The sequence below is a fragment of the Streptomyces sp. genome (assembly GCF_036566765.1).
In the GTDB taxonomy this organism is placed as follows: domain Bacteria; phylum Actinomycetota; class Actinomycetes; order Streptomycetales; family Streptomycetaceae; genus Streptomyces.
In genome coordinates, this window is the sequence record NZ_DATCVQ010000591.1 from 33101 (window position 1) to 52026 (window position 18926).

General features: G+C 72.2%; 16 protein-coding genes. 4 read left to right on the forward strand and 12 right to left on the reverse strand.

The window, feature by feature from the left end; genetic code table 11:
* The first annotated feature begins 240 nt into the window (after positions 1–240).
* Positions 241–1560 carry an MFS transporter gene (locus tag VIU94_RS34320; RefSeq protein ID WP_331917659.1) on the forward strand — a complete coding sequence of 440 codons (1320 nt, stop codon included), beginning with the start codon at positions 241–243 and terminating at the stop codon, positions 1558–1560.
* A gap of 35 nt (positions 1561–1595) precedes the next feature.
* Here VIU94_RS34320 and VIU94_RS34325 read toward each other — a convergent pair whose 3' ends face one another.
* The 9 genes from VIU94_RS34325 to hrcA all read right to left on the reverse strand — a co-directional run bounded on the left by VIU94_RS34325 (position 1596) and on the right by hrcA (position 10668).
* Entirely contained in the window at positions 1596–2597 is a 1002-nt protein-coding gene (locus VIU94_RS34325) for an adenosine deaminase (RefSeq protein WP_331917691.1), read from the reverse strand.
* 17 nt (positions 2598–2614) lie between these two features.
* Complete coding sequence (locus VIU94_RS34330; RefSeq protein WP_331917661.1) at positions 2615–3517, reverse strand: ribonuclease Z; 903 nt, start codon at positions 3515–3517, stop codon at positions 2615–2617.
* Between the two features lie 24 nt (positions 3518–3541).
* Positions 3542–3901 carry a histidine triad nucleotide-binding protein gene (locus VIU94_RS34335; RefSeq protein ID WP_331917663.1) on the reverse strand — a complete coding sequence of 120 codons (360 nt, stop codon included), beginning with the start codon at positions 3899–3901 and terminating at the stop codon, positions 3542–3544.
* Positions 3902–4027: 126 nt separating this feature from the next.
* The gene (locus VIU94_RS34340) at positions 4028–5140 is read right to left on the reverse strand and encodes a tetratricopeptide repeat protein (protein ID WP_331917665.1); all 1113 of its coding nucleotides are present in this window, start codon (positions 5138–5140) and stop codon (positions 4028–4030) included.
* The gene (locus VIU94_RS34345) at positions 5137–6492 is read right to left on the reverse strand and encodes an ATP-binding protein (RefSeq protein ID WP_331917667.1); all 1356 of its coding nucleotides are present in this window, start codon (positions 6490–6492) and stop codon (positions 5137–5139) included. Before VIU94_RS34345 ends, VIU94_RS34340 begins: the two co-directional genes overlap by 4 nt.
* A gap of 89 nt (positions 6493–6581) precedes the next feature.
* The gene (locus tag VIU94_RS34350; RefSeq protein WP_331917669.1) at positions 6582–7325 is read right to left on the reverse strand and encodes a 16S rRNA (uracil(1498)-N(3))-methyltransferase; all 744 of its coding nucleotides are present in this window, start codon (positions 7323–7325) and stop codon (positions 6582–6584) included.
* Positions 7322–8398: a nitronate monooxygenase gene (locus VIU94_RS34355; protein WP_331917671.1), complete on the reverse strand. Its 1077-nt coding sequence runs from the start codon at positions 8396–8398 to the stop codon at positions 7322–7324. The genes VIU94_RS34350 and VIU94_RS34355 overlap by 4 nt, the downstream gene beginning before the upstream one ends.
* Before the next feature lie 113 nt (positions 8399–8511).
* Entirely contained in the window at positions 8512–9651 is a 1140-nt protein-coding gene (gene dnaJ / locus VIU94_RS34360) for a molecular chaperone DnaJ (protein WP_331917673.1), read from the reverse strand.
* Complete coding sequence (gene hrcA / locus VIU94_RS34365; protein WP_331917675.1) at positions 9652–10668, reverse strand: heat-inducible transcriptional repressor HrcA; 1017 nt, start codon at positions 10666–10668, stop codon at positions 9652–9654. It abuts the gene before it with no gap.
* 144 nt (positions 10669–10812) lie between these two features.
* Here hrcA and VIU94_RS34370 point away from each other — a divergent pair, with 144 nt between their 5' ends.
* Positions 10813–11535, forward strand: coding sequence for an MBL fold metallo-hydrolase (locus VIU94_RS34370; protein ID WP_331917677.1), 723 nt, complete (start codon positions 10813–10815; stop codon positions 11533–11535).
* 120 nt (positions 11536–11655) lie between these two features.
* Positions 11656–12462 (forward strand): DUF3097 domain-containing protein, encoded by an 807-nt coding sequence (locus tag VIU94_RS34375; RefSeq protein ID WP_331917679.1) that lies wholly within the window; start codon positions 11656–11658, stop codon positions 12460–12462.
* A 68-nt stretch (positions 12463–12530) separates the two neighbouring features.
* Here the strand turns inward: VIU94_RS34375 and hemW are convergent, their stop codons facing one another.
* The 3 genes from hemW to lepA form a co-directional block, all read right to left on the reverse strand.
* On the reverse strand, positions 12531–13763 hold the full coding sequence (gene hemW, locus VIU94_RS34380) for a radical SAM family heme chaperone HemW (protein ID WP_331917681.1): 1233 nt from the start codon (positions 13761–13763) through the stop codon (positions 12531–12533).
* 81 nt (positions 13764–13844) lie between these two features.
* A complete protein-coding gene (locus tag VIU94_RS34385; RefSeq protein WP_331917683.1) occupies positions 13845–15737 on the reverse strand; it encodes an AMP-dependent synthetase/ligase in 1893 nt (630 codons plus the stop codon).
* A gap of 234 nt (positions 15738–15971) precedes the next feature.
* Positions 15972–17843 carry a translation elongation factor 4 gene (lepA, locus tag VIU94_RS34390; RefSeq protein WP_331917685.1) on the reverse strand — a complete coding sequence of 624 codons (1872 nt, stop codon included), beginning with the start codon at positions 17841–17843 and terminating at the stop codon, positions 15972–15974.
* Positions 17844–18060: 217 nt separating this feature from the next.
* Here lepA and rpsT point away from each other — a divergent pair, with 217 nt between their 5' ends.
* Positions 18061–18327 (forward strand): 30S ribosomal protein S20, encoded by a 267-nt coding sequence (gene rpsT, locus VIU94_RS34395; protein WP_331917687.1) that lies wholly within the window; start codon positions 18061–18063, stop codon positions 18325–18327.
* The last annotated feature ends 599 nt before the right edge of the window (positions 18328–18926 follow it).

Sequence of the window (18926 nt, forward strand, 5' to 3'; positions counted from 1 at the left end):
GGTCGTGGTGCGGATCAGGCCAGTGTGCCTGACGGGGGCGGGGGGAGGCGGGTAGCGCAGCGAGGAAAGGAATCTCGGCTACCCGGGAAACCCGCCCCCAAACCCATGGTGACCCAGATCACGACTCGAAGAGGTCTTCGCGCCTTCTCCGGGCGCGCGGGCGCTTGATAAAACATGACCCGCGATCCCGTGCAACACCGGGCGCTCCACCCCCCCGCCCCTTGTTTCTCTGGAACGCCCATGTCGTCGCGCCCGCGGGCCGTCCGGCCCCTCGTCGCCCTCTTCACGGCCGGCTACGTCGCCCCGTACCTCCTGCCCACCGTCGTCGGCCGCCTGGCCACCGGGCTTGGCCTCGCCCCCACGCACGCCGGCCTGGCCGGTTCGGTCCTGCTGCTGGCCTCGGCCTGCGCGGGCTTCACGCTCGCCTCCCGGGTGGACCGGATCGGCCCGCGCCGAGCGGCCCGCGCGGGGCTGCTGGCGATGACGGTGGGCTACAGCACGGCGGCGGCCGCTTCGGACGTCCCGCTGGTGATCGCCGGCGCGATCCTCGGCGGCTTCGGCTCCGGAACCGCGACGGCGGTGGCTGCGGCCGGCATCGCGGGCCGACGCGACCCGCACCGCGCCTCGACGCTGGGCCTCCTGTCGGTCTCGGCGACGGCGGGAGCGCTGTACCTGACGATGCCGCACGTGGGCGACGGGCATGGGCTGCCGTTCGCGGCGATCGCGATGGTGGCGGTGCTGGTGTGGCCGACGACGGCGGGGTTGCCGGGCGCGCGAGCGAGGGCGGGCGAGGCGCCGGCCGCCGGGACCCCTCTCCCCCACCGGCGATCGGGCGTGGCGCTGGCAGGGGCGATCCTGCTCTGGTCACTGGCACAGAACGCGCTGTGGGGCGTCAGCGGGCGCATAGGAGTGACGCAGGCGGGGCTGGGCGAGGTCACCGTGGGCGCGGTGTTCGCGGCCGCGCTGGGCGCGGGCCTCGTAGGGGTGACTGCGGCGGGGGCGCTGGGCTCCCGGCTGGGCCGGGCGGTGCCGATCGGCGTGGGCACGGCGGTCATCGCCTGCTGCGTCGCGCTGAGTTCGGCGGCGGACGGGCTCGCGGCCTTCGCCACCGGCGAGATCCTGTGGAACGCGGTCTACCCGGTCGTCCTGTCGTACCTGATCGGCCTGGCCGCCTCGCTCGACCCGCGCGGCCGCTGGGCGGTCCTGGTCGGCTCGGCCTCCTCCCTGGGCGTCGCCTGCGGCCCGCTCGCGGGCAGCCTCCTGTCAGAGGCGGCGGGCTACAAGGGGATGGGCCTGGTCCTGGGCGCCCTGCTGCTGGCGGTGACGGCGCCGATGACCGCAGTAGCACTGCACACAGCGGGCCGCCCCCTGGTCCCCGGCTCGATCCGCCGCCGAGGCGGCGCACCGGCCGCGGTACTGGCGGGCACGACGGCGGGCGGCGCCGGCCCCGCCCCACAGATGGGCGCCCCGGAACAACAGATCACGGAGATCCCCCTGCCCCCGGCCCGCAGAGCCGCCCGCGCCTCATTCCGCCTGGCCCGCCCAAGCGCCCGAGGCTGAGGCCAGGTAGCGGGGGCGTCTCCCCCACCCGCCCCCTACGCCCCGTCGAAGTCGTACGCCTCGACCTCCGCCAGATACCGCTCCCGCCGCGCCTCGTCGTCCTCCAGGAAGGACGCCTCGAACGAATTACGGGCCAGCTCCCGCAGCTGCTCACGCGACAGGCCCAGCACGGCGCCCACCGCGTCGAAGTTGTCGCCCACGTAGCCGCCGAAGTACGCCGGGTCGTCCGAGTTCACCGTGACCAGCAGGCCTGCGGCCATCATCGCCGGCAGCGGATGGTCGGCCAGCGTGTCGACCGCGCGCAGCCGGACGTTGGACAGCGGGCACAGCGTGAGCGGCACCCGGTCACGGACCAGACGGGCCACCAGTTCCGGGTCCTCCATCGAGCGCAGGCCGTGGTCGATCCGCTCCACGCCGAGGACGTCCAGCGCCTCCCGGACGTACGCCGCCGGCCCCTCCTCCCCCGCGTGGGCGACCTTGCGCAGACCGAGCGCGTCGGCCGCCGCGTACACCTCACGGAACTTCGCGGGCGGATGCCCGACCTCCGCCGAGTCGAGGCCGACGCCGGTGATCCGGTGCAGATACGGCTTCGCCGCCTCCAGCGTCGCCAGCGCCGACTCCGCGGACTCATCGCGCAGGAAGCACATGATCAGCCGGGTGGAGACGCCGTGTCGCTCCTCGCCGCGGTCCAGCGCCTCCGACAGGCCCTCGACGACCGTGCCCATCGGCACCCCGCGGGCGATGTGAGCCTGCGGGTCGAAGAAGATCTCGGCGTGCCGCACACCCTGCGCCGCGGCCCGCGCGAGGTAGGCGTCGGCGAGCTCGGTGAAGTCCTCGGCGGTGCGCAGCACGGCCATCAGGCCGTAGTACAGGTCGAGGAAGGACTGCAGGTCGCCGAAGCGGTAGGCGGCCCGCAGCTCCTCCGTGTCGCGATAGGGCAGCTCGACGCCGTTGCGGGCGGCGAGCGCGAAGGCCAACTCGGGTTCGAGCGTGCCCTCGATGTGGAGGTGCAGTTCCGCCTTGGGCAGCGGGGGCATGTGGGTCATGGCGGCGGCTATCTCTTCGGTAGGGGGACCCGCGCGAGGTCCTGGGCGATCGTCAGCTCCCCCTCGAACCCGGCCGCGCGCGCCTGCCGTTCGAACTCGGCGGGGTCGCTGTACCGCTGGGAGAAGTGGGTGAGGACGAGATGCCGCACCCCGGCGTCCCGGGCGACCGTCGCCGCCTGACCCGCCGTCAAGTGACCATGGTCGACCGCGAGCCGGACGTCCTCGTCGAGGAACGTCGACTCGATGACCAGCAGATCGCAGCCCTCGGCGAGCGCGCGCACGCCGTCGCACAGCCGGGTGTCCATGACGAACGCGAACCGCTGCCCCCGCCGCACCTCGCTGACCTCGTCGAGCGTGACCCCGTCCAGCACGCCCTCGCGCTGGATCCGGCCCACGTCAGGCCCCTTGATGCCGTGCTCGGCGAGCTTCTCGGGCAGTATCCGCCGCCCGTCGGGCTCGGTGAGCCGGTAGCCGTACGACTCGACGGGGTGGGACAGCCGGTACGTGTCCAGGGTGTACGCGGGCGTCGCCGCGAGCACCCCGTCGGCGGCTATCGGGGCTTCGGTCAGCTTCACGGTCTCGCGGTAGGCGGTCGCGTACCGCAGCCGCTCGAAGAAGTGCTGCCCGCTCGCCGGGTAATGGGCGGTGACCGGATGCGGCACCTGGTCGAGGTTGATCCGCTGGATCACTCCGGCCAGGCCCAGCGAGTGGTCGCCGTGGAAATGCGTGACGCAGATCCGGTTGATGTCGTGCGCGGCGACCCCGGCCCGCAGCATCTGGCGCTGCGTGCCCTCGCCGGGGTCGAAGAGGATGCCCTCGCCGTCCCAGCGGAGCAGGTAGCCGTTGTGGTTGCGGTGCCGGGTCGGGACCTGGCTGGCGGTGCCGAGGACGACGAGTTCACGTACGGACAAGGGGGTCGATCCTTCTCGGGTCGGCTATCCGGGGGGCCAGTTGAGGCCGCGGCCGCCGAGGACGTGCGCATGGGCGTGGAACACGGTCTGCCCCGCGCCGGCACCGGTGTTGAACACGACCCGGTAGCCGGTGTGGTCCACCTTGTCGAGCTCGGCGACCTCGCGGGTCTCGCGCAGTATGTCCGCGGCGATCTGCGGCTCGGCAGCGGCGAGCGTGGCGGCGTCGGGGTAGTGCACCCGCGGGATGACCAGGACGTGGGTGGGCGCCTGCGGGTTGATGTCCCGGAACGCGACGGTGGTCTCGGTCTCCCGCACGATGGTGGCGGGCACCTCCCCGTCCACGATCTTGCAGAACAGGCAGTCGCTCTGCGGCTCTCCGGCCATGGACCCGGCCTCCTCGATCAGTGACGATCAGTACAGCTGCATGCTATCGGCCGGGGCGGACAGCACGGTCGCGCAGGGCACTGCGGCCCGCGGCGGGCTCAGGCGAGTGCGCTTACGGAAGTGGGCTTACGCGCGGCCCGGCGCACGGCGGTTCAACGCGGCGCGGCTGACCCAGTACGTGATCACCACGGCCCAGAACATCGGGCCGCCGAGGCCCGCGACGACCGTGGCGTCCGTCCACCACAGCACCAGCGTGAGCACCGAGTGCAGCCCGAGCAGCGCCACCGCCGTGGCCATCGCCAGGACGGGCTTGCAGCCCCGCGCGACCAGCAGCAACGGCCGCCGCACCCGCGGCGGCACCCGGCGCAGCATCCACAGCGCCCAGCCCGCCCACGCCCCGACCAGCACGGCCCCGCCGATCACCGGCGCCACCACCGCGTCGGCCCCGGTCCCGCCCGTGCGCAGCGGCGCCGAGCCGAGGGCGGCGGCGAAGAAGCCGAGCAGAGCCACCCAGCGCGCCCCGGCGGCCGTCCCCCACGCCATGGTCTCCAGGTTGTAGCGGGCCTCGCGGTCGTTGCGGTCAAGGGCCGCGGACTCGACGAAGCCCTCCGCCGCCTTCGTCCACGCACCGCGCCTGAACCACCGGCCCCGCATGTGGATAAGGGACAGGTTGTTGTGCGCCTCGCTGTTCTCCGGGTTGAGCCGCAGCGCCGTCTCGTACGCCCGCTGAGCGGTGCGGTGGTCGCCGAGCCGCTGCGCGGTGATCCCGACGAGGAAGTGCGTCGCGTCCTCCTCGGGGCCGAGCTCGACGGCCCGGCGCGCCGCCTCGTACGCCTCGGCCTTCCGGCCCGCCGTGCCGGACCAGTCGACCGGCCGCTGGGCGGCCGCGTCCACCGCCCGGTCGAGTGCCGCGCCGAGCGCGTAGTGGCTGCCCCAGGCCTGCGGCGCGATCTCGACGGCCCGCCGGGCGGTCTGCTCGGCCTCGGGGTACGCCCGCAGCGCGAGGAGCACGTCGGTGCGGACCAGCCAGGCCATGAGCGAGTCCGGCTCGGCGCGCAGCGCCTCGTCCACGGTGGCCAGCGCGTCCCGGTCCTGGCCCAGGCGGTGCCGGCAGCGGGCGAGCAGCACCAGCGCGGTCCCGTCGCCCGGGTCGGTCGCCAGGTGCTGGGCGGCCAGGGCGGCGGCCTGCTCGTACCGTCCGGCGTCGAACAGCGCGTCGGCGCGCAGCAGGGCGGTCACAGCTTGCGCTTCTTCTTGAGGTACGCGAGGAGGTCGTCGTACGTGCCGCCGTCGTTGGCGAACATGGCGACGTTGCGGGCGGAGGCGAACCAGGGGTCGGTCGACGGCCGGATCTGCTTGGCCGCGCCCAGCAGGTCCTTGGTGGTGATCATGCGGACCTGTCCGGTACGGGCCGAGTCGAGGAGTGCCGTCTCGGCGGCGGTCTCGCAGAGATGGGCGAGGTCCGCGCCGGAGAAGTCCTCGGTGACCTTGACCAGTTTGGCCAGGTCGACCGACTCGATGGGCCGCTCGCGCAGGTGGTACCGGAGGATCGCCTCGCGGGCGGGGGCGTCCGGCGGCAGCACGAGCAGGGTGCGGTCGAGCCGGCCGGGGCGGCGCAGCGCGATGTCCACGTCCCAGGGGACGTTGGTCGCGGCGAGCACGAACACGCCCTCGTTGTCGGAGCTGTCGATGCCGTCGAGTTCGGTGAGGAGCTGGTTGACGACGTTGCGCAGGCCACTGTGCTGAGTACGGGAGCGCTTGCCGCCGAGGGCGTCCAGCTCGTCGAGGAACACGACGCAGGGGGCCTTGCGGCGGGCCGTCTGAAAGATGTCGTGGACGTTCTTCTCGGAGGTGCCGATCCACATGTCGAGGATGTCCGAGAGCGAGATCGACAGGAAGTTGGCCCCGAGCTCGCCCGCGACGGCGCGGGCGATGAACGTCTTGCCGCAGCCGGGCGGGCCGTACAGGAGCAGGCCGCCGCGCAGCGACTTGCCGTACAGCTTGCGGAGTTCGGGGTTGCGCATGGGCGCGAGGAAGGCGGCCTCCAGGCGCTCCTTGACGTCCTCCATGCCGCCGACGTCGGCGAGGCGCACGCCGCCGGGGGCGTCGACGTCCCAGGCGGACACGTCGCCGGGGTCGTTGCCGGGGCCGTCGGCCGCGAGCGGGTCTTCGAGGCCGCGGTCGCCACCGTCGCCGTCGCCGTCGACGAAGCGCGGACCGACGAGATCGCCGACCTGCTGCTCGGCGGCGGCCCAGTCGAAGGCGGGAGGTTGGGCTGCGGCGGGAGGCTCAGGCGCGGCGGGAGCAGCCGGCGTGGCCGGTGCAGCCGGCGTGGTCGGTGCGGCCGGCGTGGTCGGTGCGGCCGGAGCGGCAGGCGACATCCCCATCGCCCGCGCCATCAAGGCGCGCGCCGCCAGGTCGCCGGGCGCGTGCTGGAGGGCGACGGCCGCCTCCGCGACGGCCTCGTCGTTCCGGCCCTCGGCGAGCAGCAGTTCGGCGAAGTGCAGCCGCAGGGGCGCGTCGGCGGGCGCAGCCGCCACCGCGGCACGCAGGCTCCGGAGCAGAGGGGACTCGGATGACTCGTCGGACATGCCGCCACCCTAAGGAGGAGACGGGGTGTCCCGTCCACCGGGTGGCGTCGACTCCCCAGCCGTACTAGGACAGGCCCTAAGGGCCGGTACTAGGACCAGCGGCCCGTGCGGCCCAGAAGCAGCGCGGTCGCGGCGGTCCCGGCGGTGGAGGTGCGCAGCACGCTGGAGCCGAGCCGGTACGGCTTCGCGCCCGCCTCCTCGAAGGCCGCCAACTCCTCGGGCGAGACGCCCCCTTCGGGCCCGACGACCAGCACGATCTCGCCCTCGACGGGGAGTTCGGCGGTGGCGAGCGCGCCGCTGGGGTGGTCCCGGTCCTCGTGCAGCACGGCCGCGAAGTCCGCGTCGGCGAGGAGCGCGGCGACCTGCTTGGTCGTCATCGCGTCCGCGACCTCGGGGAACCGGGTGCGGCGCGACTGCTTGCCGGCCTCGCGGGCCGTGCCCCGCCACTTGCCGAGGGCCTTGAGCCCACGGTCGCCCTTCCACTGGGTGATGCAGCGGGAGGCGGCCCACGGCACGATCGCGTCCACGCCGGTCTCCGTCATGATCTCGACGGCGAGCTCGCCCCGGTCGCCCTTGGGCAGCGCCTGGACGACGGTGATCCGGGGGGCGGGCGCGGGGTCCTCGTACGTGCCGGAGACCTGGACGGTCAGCTGGTCCTTGCCCTCGGCGGCGAGCACGGTGCAGTCCGCCCAGTTGCCGCGGCCGTCGGTGAGCACGACGTCCTCGCCGCCGCGCAGCCGCTTCACGGAGACCGCGTGCCGGCCCTCGGGCCCGTCGAGGAGGAACGTCCCGGTGCCGGGGACGGCGTCGACGACGAAGACGGGTGCGGTCATGAGGCGCTCCTGTGGGCCAGCGCGGTGAGTGCGGTGTCGAGTTCGGCGGCCAGCACCTCGACGAGCTGTCCGGCGGGCAGCTCGCGGGCCATGCGGTGGCCCTGGCCGGCCCACAGGGCCATGCCCTGGGCGTCGCCGGCGGTGGCCGCGGCCTTGCGCAGCGGCGTGGTGAGGTGGTGGACCTCGGGGTAGGCGGCGGGGGCGTACGGGCCGTGCTCGCGCATGAAGCGGTTGACCAGGCCGCGGGCGGGGCGGCCGGAGAAGGCCCGGGTCAGCTCGGTGCGGACGAACAGCGGGTTGGTCATGGCCTGCTTGTGCAGCAGGTGCGCGCCGGACTCCGGGGAGACCAGGAACGCGGTGCCGAGCTGCGCGGCGTCGGCGCCGGCGGCGAGCACGGCGGCGATCTGGCCGCCGCGCATCAGGCCGCCGGTGGCGATGATCGGCAGCTGGACGCTCTCCCGGACCTGGGTGACCAGCGCGAGCAGCCCGAGGCCCGCACCGTCGGACTCGAGGTCGTCCCGGTGGGTCCCCTGGTGCCCGCCGGCCTCCACGCCCTGCACGCACACGGCGTCCGCCCCGGCCCACTGCGCGGCCCGGGCCTCCTCGGCGGAGGTGACGGTGACGACGGTGAACGTGCCGACACGGGCGAGGGCGTCGAGGGTGTCGCGGGTGGGGCAGCCGAAGGTGAACGAGACGACGGGGACGGGGTCGTCGACGAGGATGGCCAGCTTGGCCTCGTACCCGTCGTCCCGCCCGTTGTCGGCGTCGCCGAGCTCGGTCTCGTACCAGGTGGCCTCGCCGGCGAGCTGGTGCCGGTACACCTCTATGGCGCCGGCGTCGGCGGTCTGCCCGGTCTGCGGCATGAACAGGTTGACCCCGAACGGCTGCCCGGTGAGCCCGCGGACCTGCTTGATCTCCTGGTACATCCCGCCGGCGGTCTTGTACCCCGCCGCCAGGAACCCCAGCCCCCCGGCCTCGCACACGGCCCCGACCAACTGCGGGCACGAGCCGCCGCCCGCCATGGGCGCCTGCACGATGGGGTATCGGCAGAGATCGTTCAACGCGGAGGACATGCGGCCATCGTGTCATGACCCGGCCGCACGCCCGAAACGACGGCGAAGGGGGCGCCGCAAGCGCAGCGCCCCCTCCTGAGTCCGTACCGACCTACAGGCCGATCCGTGCGGGCCTAACGGCCGTTGAACGCATCCTTCAGCCGCGAGAACAGCCCCTGCTGCCCCGGCTGGAACTGCCCCGTCGGGCGCTCCTCGCCGCGCAGCTTGGCCAGTTCGCGCAGGAGGCGCTCCTGCTCCGGGTCCAGCTTCGACGGGGTCTGGACCTCGACGTGGACGATCAGGTCGCCCCGGCCGCCGCCGCGCAGATGCGTGACGCCGCGGCCGTGCAGCGGGATCGACTGGCCGGACTGCGTGCCCGGGCGGATGTCGACCTCCTCGATCCCGTCGAGCGTCTCCAGCGGCACCTTCGTGCCGAGCGCGCCCGCCGTCATCGGGATGGTCACCGTGCAGTGCAGGTCGTCGCCGCGCCGCTGGAAGGTCGAGTGCGGCAGCTCGTGGATCTCCACGTACAGGTCGCCGGCGGGCCCGCCGCCGGGGCCGACCTCGCCCTCGCCCGCGAGCTGGATCCGGGTGCCGTTGTCGACGCCGGCCGGGATCTTGACCGTGAGCGTCCGCCGCGAGCGGACCCGCCCGTCGCCCGCGCACTCCGGGCACGGGGTCGGGACCACGGTGCCGAAGCCCTGGCACTGCGGGCAGGGCCGCGAGGTCATGACCTGGCCAAGGAAGGACCGGGTGACCTGCGAGACCTCACCGCGCCCACGGCACATGTCGCACGTCTGCGCCGAGGTGCCGGGGGCCGCGCCCTCGCCCGAGCAGGTCGTACAGACGACGGCCGTGTCGACCTGGATGTCCTTCGTCGTGCCGAAGGCCGCCTCGTTGAGCTCGACCTCCAGCCGGATCATCGCGTCCTGGCCGCGCCGGGTCCGCGACCGCGGCCCGCGCTGCGAGGCCGTGCCGAAGAAGGCGTCCATGATGTCCGAGAAGTTCCCGAAGCCGCCCGCGCCGAAGCCGCCGGCCCCGCCCGCGCCGCCCGAGGCGGACAGCGGGTCGCCGCCGAGGTCGTAGACCTGCTTCTTCTGCGGGTCCGAGAGAACCTCGTACGCGGCGTTGATCTCCTTGAAGCGCTCCTGCGTCTTCGGGTCCGGATTCACATCCGGGTGAAGCTCGCGGGCGAGGCGCCGGAACGCCTTCTTGATCTCGTCCTGCGATGCGTCGCGGCGCACGCCGAGTACGGCGTAGTAGTCCGTGGCCACTTACGACTCCGCCAGGATCTGTCCGACGTAACGTGCCACTGCGCGTACCGCTCCCATCGTTCCGGGGTAGTCCATGCGGGTCGGTCCGACCACGCCGAGTTTGGCGACGGCCTCGTCGCCCGAACCGTAGCCGACCGCGACGACGGACGTGGAGGTGAGGCCCTCATGGGCGTTCTCGTGCCCGATCCGTACGGTCATGCCTGAATCCTTCGCCTCGCCGAGGAGCTTGAGGAGCACGACCTGCTCCTCGAGAGCCTCCAGCACCGGCCGGATCGTCAAAGGGAAGTCGTGCCCGAAGCGGGTGAGATTGGCGGTGCCGCCGATCATCAGCCGTTCCTCGTGCTCTTCCACCAGGGTTTCGAGCAGGGTCGCGAGCACCGTCGAGACCGTGCCCCGGTCCTCCGTCTCGAAGGACTCCGGCAGGTCCTGCACCAGCTGCGGCACGTCCGCGAAGCGTCGGCCGACGACCCGGCTGTTCAGCCGCGCCCGCAGATCCGCGAGCGAGGTCTCGCCGAACGGCGCGGGGCAGTCGATCATCCGCTGCTCGACCCGGCCGGTGTCCGTGATCAGCACGAGCATCAGCCGGGCGGGGGACAGCGACAGCAGCTCCACGTGCCGCACCGTCGAGCGGGTCAGCGAGGGGTACTGCACCACCGCGACCTGCCGGGTCAGCTGCGCGAGCAGCCGGACCGTACGGCCCACGACGTCGTCGAGGTCGACGGCGCCGTCCAGGAAGTTGTGGATGGCGCGCCGCTCCGGCGTCGACAGCGGCTTGACGCCGGCGAGCCGGTCGACGAAGAGCCGGTAGCCCTTGTCGGTCGGGATGCGGCCGGCGCTGGTGTGCGGCTGGGCGATGAAGCCCTCCTCCTCCAGCACGGCCATGTCGTTGCGCACGGTGGCAGGCGAGACGCCGAGGTTGTGCCGCTCGGTGAGCGCCTTGGAGCCGACCGGCTCCTCCGTCCCGACGTAGTCCTGGACGATGGCGCGCAGCACTTCGAGTCTGCGTTCGCTGAGCATCGCGCACACCTCCAGCTGTCGTCGTTCCGGTTGATCCGTGTTTGGCACTCGCCCTGCCCGAGTGCCAGGAAACCCCCGGCCAGTGTACGGCGGCGGACAACGCTCCTGGCAAGGAGGCGGTGCGCCGACCGATAGCGTCACGGTATGGACGTCGGTTGGGAAGAGTACGGCTGGGAGCGGCTCGCGCAGGGGGTGGGACGGCGGCGGCTGCCGGTCTGGGACGCCACTGTGGGCCTCGTTCTGGGCGAGCGGGCGGTGCTGCTGTACGACACGGGCTCCTCGCTCCGGGAGGGCGCGGAGGTACGGGCCCAGGTGCAGGCGATGACCGGCCGAAAAGTGACGCACATCGCACTGAGCCACCCGCATTTCGACCATGTGCTGGGCACGGCGGCGTTCTCCGGGGTCGAGGTGTACGGCGCGGTCGGGCTGGACACGCTGCTGCACGGCCGGGAGCGGGAGGCGCTGCGCATGGACGCGGTACGGCAGGGGCTCGACGCTGCCGAGGCGGCGGAGGCGGCGGACGTGCTGGTGGCCCCGCACCACGTGGTGTCGGGCGAGTGGACGCTGGACCTGGGCGGCCGCCAGGTCCTGCTGGCCAACGTCGGCCCCGGCCACACGGGCCACGACCTGGCGCTGCTGGTCCCGGGCGAGCCGGAGGTGGTCTTCTGCGGCGACCTCGCGGAGGAGTCGGGCGAGCCGCAGGCGGGCCCCGACGCGATCCCGTCCCGCTGGCCGGCGGCCTTGGACCGCCTCCTGGACCTGGGCGGCGAGTCCGCGCTGTACGTACCGGGCCACGGGGCGACGGTGGACGCGACGTTCGTACGGGCGCAGCGCGAAGAGCTGGCACGGCGCTTCGAGGTGACGTAGCGTCACGCGAATGCGCAGCTACAACCCCGACCTGACGCCCCCCTGACTGTGCTTTCCCGGGGGACGACCCCGAACCCCCGGCAGAACCACCTCCACCGCGCTCCGGACGGAAACGACCCCATGCGTAGCTACAACCCTGACCTGACGCCCCCCTGGAAGCGCTCCGCGCCCGTGCCCGAGATCCCGGCCGACGTGGACCTGGTCGTCGAGGAGGTCTCGACGGGCTTCTGCGGGGCGGTGATCCGCTGCGAGGCGGGCACGGTCACGCTGGAGGACCGCTTCGGCAAGCACCGCGTGTTCCCGATGGAGCCGCGCGGCTTCCTCCTGGAGGGCCGCGTGGTGACGCTGGTGCGCCCGTCGGCGGCTGCTGCGGTACGCCCGACCCGTACGGCCTCCGGCTCCCTCGCGGTGCCGGGCGCGCGGGCGCGGGTGGCGCGGGCGGGCCGGATCTACGTGGAGGGCCGGCACGACGCGGAGCTGGTCGAGAAGGTCTGGGGCGACGACCTGCGGATCGAGGGCGTGGTCGTGGAGTACCTGGAGGGCGTCGACGACCTGCCGGCCATCGTCGCGGACTTCGCCCCCGGCCCCGACGCCCGCCTGGGCGTCCTGGTCGACCACCTGGTCCCCGGCTCGAAGGAGTCCCGCCTGGCGTCCGCGGTGACGGGCGACCACGTCCTGGTGGTGGGCCACCCGTACATCGACGTCTGGGAGGCGGTGAAACCCTCCTCGCTGGGCATCGGCGCCTGGCCCCGGATCCCCCGGGGCCAGGACTGGAAAACGGGCGTCTGCCGTGCGCTCGGCTGGCCGGAGAACACCGGAGCGGCCTGGCAGCACATCCTGTCGAGGGTGACGACCTACAAGGACTTGGAGCCGTCGCTCCTGGGCCGCGTGGAGGAACTGATCGACTTCGTGACGGCGCCGGAGTAGCAGGTGCCGCAAGCGACGCCCCCGTCGTAACGCCGTGCCGGCGGCCCTGGGGCCTGGGGCCTGGGGCCCTAGTCCACCAGGTCCCTGACGACCCCGTCCGCAAGCAACCGCCCCCGCAACGTCAACACCGCCCGCCCCGCGGCATACGGCTCTGCCGCGAGAAGCCCGTCGTCGAGCGCCCTGCGGGCAGCCACAAGCCCCGCCGCCCGCAAGAGCGACAGCTCCACCCCCTCCCGGAGCCGAAGCTCCAGGAGAATCCGCTCCACCCGCCGGTCCTCCGCCGCGAGAACCTCCCGCCCCGCCCCCGGCGACCGCCCCTCCGCCAGCGCCGCCGCATACGCGCCGGGATGCTTGACGTTCCACCACCGCACGCCGCCCACGTGGCTGTGCGCCCCCGGCCCCGCGCCCCACCAGTCCGCGCCGCGCCAGTACAGCTCGTTGTGCAGGCAGCGCCCGGCCTGCGAGGTGGCCCAGTTGGAGACCTCGTACCACTCGAAGCCGGCCTTCGACAGCACGTCCTCGGCCATCAGATACCGGTCCGCGTGCACGTCGTCGTCCGTCATCGGGACCTCGCCGCGCCGTATCCGGCGGGCCAGCTGCGTGCCCTCCTCGACGATCAGCGCGTACGCGCTGACATGGTCGGGGCCCGCCCCGATCGCCGCCTCCAGGGACGCCCGCCAGTCCTCGTCGGACTCCCCGGGCGTGCCGTAGATCAGATCCAGGTTGACGTGCTCGAAGCCCGCCGCCCGCGCCTCCCCGACGCATGCCTCGGGCCGCCCGGGCGTGTGCGTGCGGTCGAGGACCTTCAGGACGTGCTGCCTGGCGCTCTGCATGCCGAAAGAGATCCGGTTGAAGCCACCGGCCCGCAGCTCGGCGAGGTAGGCGGGGTCGACCGACTCCGGGTTCGCCTCCGTCGTCACCTCGGCGTCGTCCGCCAGCCCGAACTCGTCCCGGATCGCCCCCAGCATCCGTACGAGATCGCCGGCGGCGAGCAGCGTCGGCGTGCCGCCGCCGACGAACACCGTCCGCACCGGCCGCGGGTCGTCGCCGAGCACCTTCCGGGCGAGCCGTATCTCCTCGACGACCTGCTCGGCGTAGTTGTCCCGGGAGGCGAGCACGCCCCCGGTGCCACGCAGCTCGCTCGCGGTGTACGTGTTGAAGTCGCAGTAGCCGCACCGCGTGGCGCAGTACGGCACGTGCAGATAGAACCCGAGCGGTCGCTCCCCCGTCCCTCGCAGGGCGTGCGCGGGCAGCGCCCCGTCTTCGGGCATGGGCTCACCATCGGGCAGTACGGAAGGCATGAGCCCATTGTCCCGTACCGCCCGAGGTGACCGTTCAACCTGTGGAGAACGATCTGTGGACAACCCCACAGACCGCGGCCGCTACGCCTCCCGCGCCCCCGCGTACATCTCCTCGATGAGGTGCTTGTACGTGCGCTCCACGACCGGCCGCTTCATCTTCAGGCTCGGCGTGAGCTCGCCGTGCTCGACATCGAGGTCGCGCGGCAGCAGACGGAACTTCTTGATCGTCTGCCAGCGCTGCAGGCCCTCGTTGAGCCGCTCGACGTAGCCCTGGATCAGCGCGTCGGCCTGCGGCGAGCCGACGACCTCCGCGTACGACTTGCCGCCGAGGCCGTTCTCGGCCGCCCAGCCGAGGATGGCGGGCTCGTCGAGCGCGATGAGCGCGCTGCAGTAGTTCCGGTCCGCGCCGAGCACCACGATGTTGGAGACGAACGGGCAGACCGCCTTGAACTGACCCTCGATCTCGGTCGGTGCGACGTACTTGCCGCCCGAGGTCTTGAACAGGTCCTTCTTGCGGTCGGTGATCCGCAGGTAGCCGTCGGCGGACAGCTCGCCGATGTCGCCGGTGTGGAACCAGCCGTCCGACTCCAGGACCTCGGCGGTCTTCTCGGGCAGGCCGTGGTAGCCCTCCATGACGCCGGGGCCGCGCAGCAGGATCTCTCCGTCGTCGGCGATCCGGACCTCGCAGCCGGGCAGCGGCTTGCCGACCGTGCCGGTGCGGTACGCCTCGCCCGGGTTGACGAAGCTCGCCGCGCTGGTCTCGGTCAGGCCGTAGCCCTCCAGGATGTGGATGCCCGCGCCGGAGAAGAAGTAGCCGATGTCGGGCGCGAGGGCGACGGAGCCGGAGACCGCGGCGCGCAGCCGGCCGCCGAAGGCGTCGCGGAGCTTCTTGTAGACCAGCGCGTCGGCGATCTTGTGCTGCGCGGTGAGGGCGAAGGGCGCGGAGGCGGTGCCGGTGCGGCGGAAGTTGTCCTGGGTGACCTTGGCGTACTCGCGGGCCACCTCGGCCGCCCACTGGAAGATCTTGTACTTGGCCCCGCCGGCCTCGCGGGCCTTGGCGGCGACGCCGTTGTACACCTTCTCGAAGATGCGCGGCACGGCGGCCATGTAGGTCGGCTGGACCACCGGAAGGTTCACGATGATCTTGTCGATCCGGCCGTCGACGGCGGTGACGTGACCGACCTCGATCTGGCCGGAGGTCAGCACCTTGCCGAAGACATGGGCGAGCGGCAGCCACAGGTACTGGACGTCGTCCGCGCTGATGAGGCCGGTCCCGGCGATGGCCTTGGCCATGTACGACCAGTTGTCGTGCGGCAGGCGCACGCCCTTGGGGCGGCCGGTGGTGCCGGAGGTGTAGATCAGCGTGGCGAGCTGCTCGGCGGTGATCGCCGCGACGCGCTCCTTGACGGCCTCGGGGTGCTTCTCCAGGTACGCCGCTCCGCGCGCCTCCAGATCGGCGAGGGTGACGACCCAGCCCTCCGGGTCGTCCTCGGCGCCCTCCTCGATCCCCGCCGCGTCCAGGACGACGACATGGTGCAGGTCGGGCAGCTCTGCACGGCGCTCACGGGCCTTGGCGAGCTGGGTCGCGTCCTCCGCGATGAGGACCCTGGACTCGGAGTCGGACAGGATGAACGCCGACTCCTCCGCGTTGGTCTGCGGGTAGATGGTGGTCGTGGCGGCGCCCGCGCACATCACGCCGAGGTCGACGAGGATCCACTCCACCCGAGTGGCGGAGGCGAGCGCGACCCGCTGCTCCGCCTGGACGCCCAGATCGATCAGGCCGGCGGCGATGGCATACACCCGCTCGGCGGCCTGACTCCAACTGAGCGACTTCCAGTCGTCCGGGCCCTGGCCGGAAGCTGCCGGAACCGGGTAGCGATAGGCCTCCGCATTCGGGGTCTGCGCCACGCGCTCAAGGAAGAGGGTCGCCACGGAGGGCGGCCGATTCTCGATCAGGGTCTGTGTGTCGCTCACGACGTCCTCCGGGCGGCGGCGGTGCCTTCTGGCGGTGCGTATTTAACTGGCGAGTAACCTTCGAGCCGGGATCAGAGTAGTTGGCCGAAGACCGCCGCGTAAGGCCCTGCGCCCCGCCGCTTCATACCCGGTTCATAACGAACGGGCTCCCGCGCGGAAGGCGCGGGAGCCCGTTAGCTGTAGACGTCAGCTACATGGCGGCCATGTGGCGGCTATATGGCTGACATCCGCCGATCACTTCTTGGTCTTGCCGCCCGCCGAGTCGTCGCTCGACAGGACGGCGATGAAGGCCTCCTGCGGGACCTCCACGGAGCCGACCATCTTCATCCGCTTCTTGCCTTCCTTCTGCTTCTCCAGCAGCTTCCGCTTACGGGAGATGTCACCGCCGTAGCACTTGGCGAGGACGTCCTTGCGGATGGCGCGGATGGTCTCGCGGGCGATGACCCTGGAGCCGATGGCCGCCTGGATCGGCACCTCGAAGGCCTGCCGCGGGATGAGCTCGCGCAGCTTGGCCACGAGCCGCACGCCGTACGCGTACGCGGCGTCCTTGTGGGTGACGGCGGAGAAGGCGTCGACCTTGTCGCCGTGGAGCAGGATGTCCACCTTGACCAGGCTGGAGGCCTGCTCGCCGGTGGGCTCGTAGTCCAGGGAGGCGTAGCCGCGCGTCTTGGACTTCAGCTGGTCGAAGAAGTCGAAGACGATCTCGGCGAGGGGGAGGGTGTAGCGGATCTCGACCCGGTCCTCGGAGAGGTAGTCCATGCCGAGCAGCGTGCCGCGGCGGGTCTGGCACAGCTCCATGATCGCGCCGATGAACTCGCTCGGGGCGAGGATCGTGGCGCGCACGACGGGCTCGTACACGTCGCTGATCTTGCCCTCGGGGAACTCGCTCGGGTTGGTGACCGTGTGCTCGGCACCGTCCTCCATGACGACGCGGTAGACCACGTTCGGCGCGGTGGCGATCAGATCGAGCCCGAACTCACGCTCCAGCCGCTCGCGGATCACGTCGAGGTGGAGGAGCCCCAGGAAACCGACGCGGAAGCCGAAGCCGAGGGCCGCGGAGGTCTCCGGCTCGTACACCAGCGCGGCGTCGTTGAGCTGGAGCTTGTCGAGGGCCTCGCGGAGGTCGGGGTACTCCGAGCCGTCCAGCGGGTAGAGGCCCGAGAACACCATCGGCTTCGGGTCCTTGTAGCCGCCGAGCGCCTCGGTGGCGCCCTTGCTCAGGGAGGTGATCGTGTCACCGACCTTGGACTGGCGGACGTCCTTCACACCGGTGATGAGGTAGCCGACCTCGCCGACGCCGAGACCGTCGGACGGAGTCATCTCCGGGGAGGAGACGCCGATCTCGAGGAGCTCGTGGGTGGCGCCGGTCGACATCATCTTGATGCGCTCGCGCTTGTTGAGCTGGCCGTCGACCACTCGCACATAGGTGACGACACCGCGGTACGAGTCGTAGACCGAGTCGAAGATCATCGCGCGGGCGGGTGCGTCCGCGACGCCGACCGGGGCCGGGATGTCCCGGACCACGCGGTCCAGCAGGGCGTCGACGCCGACACCGGTCTTCGCCGAGACCTTGAGCACGTCCTCGGGCTGGCAGCCGATGAGGTTGGCCAGCTCCTCGGAGAACTTCTCGGGCTGGGCGGCCGGCAGGTCGATCTTGTTGAGCACCGGGACGATGGTGAGGTCGTTCTCCATCGCCAGGTAGAGGTTCGCGAGCGTCTGGGCCTCGATGCCCTGTGCGGCGTCGACCAGCAGGACCGTGCCCTCACAGGCGGCCAGGGAGCGGGAGACCTCGTAGGTGAAGTCGACGTGCCCGGGGGTGTCGATCATGTTCAGGATGTGCGTCGTGCCCTGGTCGGGGCCCTCGGTGGGGGCCCACGGCAGACGCACGGCCTGGGACTTGATCGTGATGCCGCGCTCGCGCTCGATGTCCATGCGGTCGAGGTACTGAGCGCGCATCTGCCGCTGCTCGACCACACCGGTCAGCTGGAGCATCCGGTCGGCAAGGGTCGACTTGCCGTGGTCGATGTGCGCGATGATGCAGAAATTGCGGATCAGCGCCGGGGCGGTACGGCTCGGCTCGGGCACGTGGATAGGGGTCGCGGGCACGCAGGGTCCTGATTCTTGAGGCGCCGGGCGTCTCTGCTCGGTTCGACGTCGGGACGATTCGGATCGATACGTAGCCTCTATGCTCCCACGCCTGCGGGGCAGCGCTCGGTTTGGGCGGCCGTGGGGCGTCCTGATACCGTAGACAGCTGTGTCTCGCATGCCCTCTCAGCTGCGGGACGCATCCTGAGGAAACATCGAACCTGTAAAGGCTCTTTCAGTGGCGAACATCAAGTCCCAGATCAAGCGGAACAAGACGAACGAGAAGGCGCGCCTGCGCAACAAGGCCGTCAAGTCCTCGCTCAAGACCGCGATCCGCAAGGCCCGCGAGGCCGCTGCCGGTGGCGACGTCGAGAAGGCCACTGTGGCCGCTCGCGAGGCCACCCGTGCGCTCGACAAGGCTGTCTCGAAGGGTGTCATCCACAAGAACGCCGCCGCCAACAAGAAGTCGGCGCTGGCCACCAAGGTTGCCACCCTGCAGGGCTGAGCTCTGATGTAACCGCCGGTACGGACTCAGCGGTCCCTCTCACCCGCTCCGCCCCGGCCCCCCGGTCTCGCACGCGAGCGCGTTCGCCACGCGTGTGCGAACCACCCAGCACGAATCGAAGGCCCCGTCCGATGAGGACGGGGCCTTCGGCGTGGGTGGGGGGAGGGGTGGCGGCGCGGGCCCGCAGGGGCGCAGCCGTGCGGCGCGAAGCGGCCGCACGGCGTGGGGCGACGGGGCAGCGCCCACGTAGGACGGCGCGAAGCGGCCGCACGGCTGCGCCGGGTCCCGGCCCACGCGGGCGGCGGACGCAAGGCAGGTGCCTGGTGCGTGCGGCGCGAAGCTGCCGCGTATGGCCGGGTTCGGGGGCGCAGCCCCAGGGCACCCCCCACCAGCCCCCGGCAGGGTTTCGGGAAGGGGTGGGGTGGGGGCTCTCCACACGGCCGCGCGCACAGGCCGCACCCGGCAGCGTGGTGCGGGCGGTGCGAAGCTACCGCCCCCGCGGCGCGAAGCTGCCGCGAGTGGCCGGAGGCGCAGCCCCCAGGCTCACCCCACCAGCCCCCGGCAGGGTTTCGGGAAGGGGCGGGGTGGGGGCTCTCCGC

What these genes read in the sequence shown, in the direction of transcription:
- VIU94_RS34335 (WP_331917663.1), bottom strand. Translation starts at nt 3,901, where the DNA reads ATGGCCGGAGAGCCGCAGAGCGACTGCCTGTTCTGCAAGATCGTGGAC.
- VIU94_RS34355 (WP_331917671.1), bottom strand. Translation starts at nt 8,398, where the DNA reads ATGTCCTCCGCGTTGAACGATCTCTGCCGATACCCCATCGTGCAGGCG.
- hemW (WP_331917681.1), bottom strand. Translation starts at nt 13,763, where the DNA reads ATGCCTTCCGTACTGCCCGATGGTGAGCCCATGCCCGAAGACGGGGCG.
- VIU94_RS34345 (WP_331917667.1), bottom strand. Translation starts at nt 6,492, where the DNA reads ATGTCCGACGAGTCATCCGAGTCCCCTCTGCTCCGGAGCCTGCGTGCC.
- hrcA (WP_331917675.1), bottom strand. Translation starts at nt 10,668, where the DNA reads ATGCTCAGCGAACGCAGACTCGAAGTGCTGCGCGCCATCGTCCAGGAC.
- VIU94_RS34350 (WP_331917669.1), bottom strand. Translation starts at nt 7,325, where the DNA reads ATGACCGCACCCGTCTTCGTCGTCGACGCCGTCCCCGGCACCGGGACG.
- VIU94_RS34370 (WP_331917677.1), top strand. Translation starts at nt 10,813, where the DNA reads ATGGACGTCGGTTGGGAAGAGTACGGCTGGGAGCGGCTCGCGCAGGGG.
- VIU94_RS34375 (WP_331917679.1), top strand. Translation starts at nt 11,656, where the DNA reads ATGCGTAGCTACAACCCTGACCTGACGCCCCCCTGGAAGCGCTCCGCG.
- VIU94_RS34320 (WP_331917659.1), top strand. Translation starts at nt 241, where the DNA reads ATGTCGTCGCGCCCGCGGGCCGTCCGGCCCCTCGTCGCCCTCTTCACG.
- VIU94_RS34325 (WP_331917691.1), bottom strand. Translation starts at nt 2,597, where the DNA reads ATGCCCCCGCTGCCCAAGGCGGAACTGCACCTCCACATCGAGGGCACG.